General features: G+C 29.0%; 4 protein-coding genes. All 4 read left to right on the top strand.

The window, feature by feature from the left end:
* Positions 1-52 precede the first annotated feature (52 nt).
* The 4 genes from CN514_RS10690 (at position 53) to CN514_RS10670 (ending at position 3,259) form a co-directional block, all read left to right on the top strand.
* The gene (locus tag CN514_RS10690) at positions 53-538 is read left to right on the top strand and encodes an SMI1/KNR4 family protein (protein ID WP_098232565.1); all 486 of its coding nucleotides are present in this window, start codon (positions 53-55) and stop codon (positions 536-538) included.
* A gap of 113 nt (positions 539-651) precedes the next feature.
* Positions 652-1,089, top strand: coding sequence for a GNAT family N-acetyltransferase (locus tag CN514_RS10685; RefSeq protein ID WP_098232564.1), 438 nt, complete (start codon positions 652-654; stop codon positions 1,087-1,089).
* 248 nt (positions 1,090-1,337) lie between these two features.
* Positions 1,338-1,937, top strand: coding sequence for a GNAT family N-acetyltransferase (locus tag CN514_RS10680; RefSeq protein WP_098232563.1), 600 nt, complete (start codon positions 1,338-1,340; stop codon positions 1,935-1,937).
* Positions 1,938-2,575: 638 nt separating this feature from the next.
* Positions 2,576-3,259, top strand: a complete 684-nt coding sequence (locus CN514_RS10670; protein ID WP_098232562.1) for a hypothetical protein — start codon at positions 2,576-2,578, stop codon at positions 3,257-3,259.
* Positions 3,260-3,445 lie beyond the last annotated feature (186 nt).

Here is a 3,445-nt window from a genome sequence, read left to right as displayed (position 1 = left end):
AAATAAGACTTAATAATTGACTATATTCATTAATATAAAAAGAGGATAAATAATGGAAATTCAAGTTTTGATTGATAAAGTAAAAAATTTTCCAAATTGTGTGATTCATCCACAATCGGGCTATCCAACTGTTGAAAAAGGTCATAAACTACCAAATGATTTATATGAGTTTTTTAGATTATGTGGTGGAATGGATTTATTTATTGACTGTGATTATGGTTTAACAATTGTTTCACCTGAAGAATTTGTTTTAGCAAACCCAGTTATCATAGGAGAAAAAGCTAAATATGATATTTCTTCAAGTTGGTACATTATTGGATGTGATCGTAATAACGATTATTTAACAATTGATCTTAGCATTCCACGATTAGGTAAGTGTTCCGATAGCAATGTGGAAGTTCATGGGGTAGCTGGAAGTTGTCCTGTAATTGCCAATTCATTTACGGAATTATTGGAACGTTTATTGACAAATAAAGGAGAACATTGGTACTGGCTTCAAGATGAATTTGTATCTTTGGGCGATGCTTATGATGATTAAATTAAATTTTTCTTTTACAACTAACATGGAAGTACAATAAAAACTGGGTCATGGTTGGCTAACGCACTGCATGGACAATCGGCTTAAAATATTAGGAGTGGAGAACTAAAATTATGGAAATAAGAAAACCAAAAGATTCGGAATATAAAATGATTTTATCGCTTTCGCCACAAGCCTTATTCGATGGTACATTAGGTGAATTAAAACCAACGGATGAAAAAATCAAACAACTTATTGAACCTCTATTACAGAAAGGAAGCTACTATTTAATAGCTTCTGAAGCGGATATTCTACTGGGTTGGATTCTTATAGGAACAAGTAAAGACCAATTAACAGAAAAGAAATATGGTTTTATTTATGAATTATTTGTACTAGATGAATATAGAGGGAATGGAATTTCAAAGAGATTGATCGAATCGGGTATTGAACATCTTAAACAGGATGGATATTCAGAGGTACGTTTAAGTGTATATGCCGGTAATCAAGCCATTAAACTATATGAAATAATGGGGTTCAAAAATAGAACCATTACAATGAGTTTATCCATTTAAAACAACTGTTTTCAGATCATAAAATGAACGTAAATATTAAATGAACTTCAATAGCAGCCTTTTGCTGCTATTTTTATTTGAATTTTGGAAGCTTTGTTATATATGGAAAGTTTTAACAAAGTTAAATATTAAATTGTGTTTCAAAAAGGAAAAGTCCAAATGATGAATAAAACTTCTGTTAAAGAAATAATTTTTTATAGTATACAAAATTCTTTAAGAAATAAATTGCAGAAAATGAAGGTGAATTAATGATTATTTATAAAGGTGCACCAATGATTGAAACCAAAAGACTTAATTTAAGGAAAATAGAAATGAATGATGCAAATAGAATGTTCGATTACATATTCTCAGATCATCGTGTAATGGATAATTTAATCAAAGGACCACATAAATCGATTTCCGAAACAATCAATCGATTGACTGAAATTACTAACCAATATGAGAGCGATAAGTTTTGTTATTGGGGTATAGAAGTAAAGGAAAATGGCGAATTAATTGGAACGATCGACCTATATAATTTCAAAGAAGATACCGAAAACTGTGAGGTTGGATACGACATCGGATTTAATTGGTGGAATCAGGGCTACGGAACAGAAGCATTACATGCAGTTGTTGAATTTGCATTCCGTTTTATGAATATTCATAAGATATCGGCAACACATAATATCGATAACCCTGCATCTGGTAAAATTATGTTAAAAGTGGGGATGAAACGCGAAGGCATTATAAGGCATATGGTTCGTAAAAATAATCAATACAAGGATTGTGGAATTTATGGGATTCTCCAACAGGAATATTTCGAAACGAATTTGATTGATCAAACCCCAATATTAAACATAAAAGATTAAAATATCTTTTCCTAGAAAATTTAGATTCAGAGATAGTAGCACATTAAGCTATTGAACTAAACGATCGGTTGAATAGTCGATTTTTTATGAAACTAAATGACAGTTTAGTTCAATAAAAATGGTCTCTATAAGTTTAATAGAATTTAAACTAGTGAAGACCCAGATGCAAAAGCTAAAGTTCATTTATTTGTACCAGTTAAAAAGCGGAATTCTTAAAATGGTTTTATAGAATATTACTAGACAAAATTAGTAATAAATTAAAATGAATATCTACTAACCTAAACATCTTCTTTCATATAGGATGTAAGTATTGTTATTTCTTGGAAATAATAATATAATTAAACAGTATTTAAATTAAAATTATATCCTTTGTGAAAGGGTGTTAGACTATGAATTTCACTATTTACTTTGGAAATCATGAAGACAAAGAAGTACATACAATGGATTGTTACGTAGACATTGAGGAAGAAACTGTTTCTTAAACTACGGATCTTAATATGAATTATTTCAAGGATGCGAAAAATTTTCGTATCCTTTTTTCATTTTTGAGATTTACTTTTTAAAATTTATTGTGTATGATAAAAATATAAAAAGCGAACTAATGTTCTGTATATAGATTTAGAAGGAAAGGAACTTGCATGATGAAAAGAAATGGAGCAACTAAAAGGAATTCAAAAACACCTATTATTTCCAATACAGGTTTTATCGGAGCAAGTTTCATTGATATGGAAGAATTGCAAGAAAATCAATATTATTTCACAAGGAAACATCCTTTAATTATACATGAAGTATTAAATGGCCTATTACAAGCTGCATGTGCATTATTTCAGAAACAAAATATTCCAGCATATATTGCATGTGAATATTTACGAGATGAAAAGAAAATAGGCTTAATTTTATCAAAAAAGCCATTCGAAAAAGATGAAGGGATTCGTTATTTTATAGAATATCTTCGTGAGATTGGTCACTTAAATAATGATAAAACGATAAGGGCTGAAATTTCAAATACCGGATTTATTGGCGTAATTTTTGTGGATTTATCCTATATTACAAGGTTTACATTCGATACAGAAATTAAGTTACTATCTGCTTTCGCAATTAATTTCATGGAACCGTTAAAAGAAATTTATCATCAAAATAAAATTCATTTATATATGTCAGGTGTTGAACTTCAAAAGGAAGATAAGTTAGGGTTTGTACTTTCTAAGAATCCTTATGATGAGCGAAAAGAAGCGAACTTGTATTTTAAGGAATATTTGAGAGAAAGAGGCTTGTTAAAAAATTATAAAGAGAATGTGTTTATTCAAAGACATCGAGCATAAATTTATTAAACGTATTTTAACTACTAAATCTAAGAGGAACTGGAATGATCAGTTTCTCTTTTTGTTTATTCAAAAAAGTTCATAATTTGGATAAAGTTAGAAACTTACTTAAAACATTCTTTTGCATAATATATAAAGGAAATAGTTAAAAAGTAACGAATAATTATCATTTAAGACTAACCAAAA

The organism is Bacillus sp. AFS001701 (assembly GCF_002559405.1).
Taxonomy (GTDB): Bacteria; Bacillota; Bacilli; order Bacillales; family Bacillaceae_G; genus Gottfriedia.
The sequence above is the reverse complement of the archived record's forward strand: the minus strand, read 5'-3'. Positions and strand labels throughout refer to the sequence as shown.

What these genes read in the sequence shown, in the direction of transcription:
- CN514_RS10690 (WP_098232565.1), top strand. Translation starts at nt 53, where the DNA reads ATGGAAATTCAAGTTTTGATTGATAAAGTAAAAAATTTTCCAAATTGT.
- CN514_RS10685 (WP_098232564.1), top strand. Translation starts at nt 652, where the DNA reads ATGGAAATAAGAAAACCAAAAGATTCGGAATATAAAATGATTTTATCG.
- CN514_RS10680 (WP_098232563.1), top strand. Translation starts at nt 1,338, where the DNA reads ATGATTATTTATAAAGGTGCACCAATGATTGAAACCAAAAGACTTAAT.
- CN514_RS10670 (WP_098232562.1), top strand. Translation starts at nt 2,576, where the DNA reads ATGATGAAAAGAAATGGAGCAACTAAAAGGAATTCAAAAACACCTATT.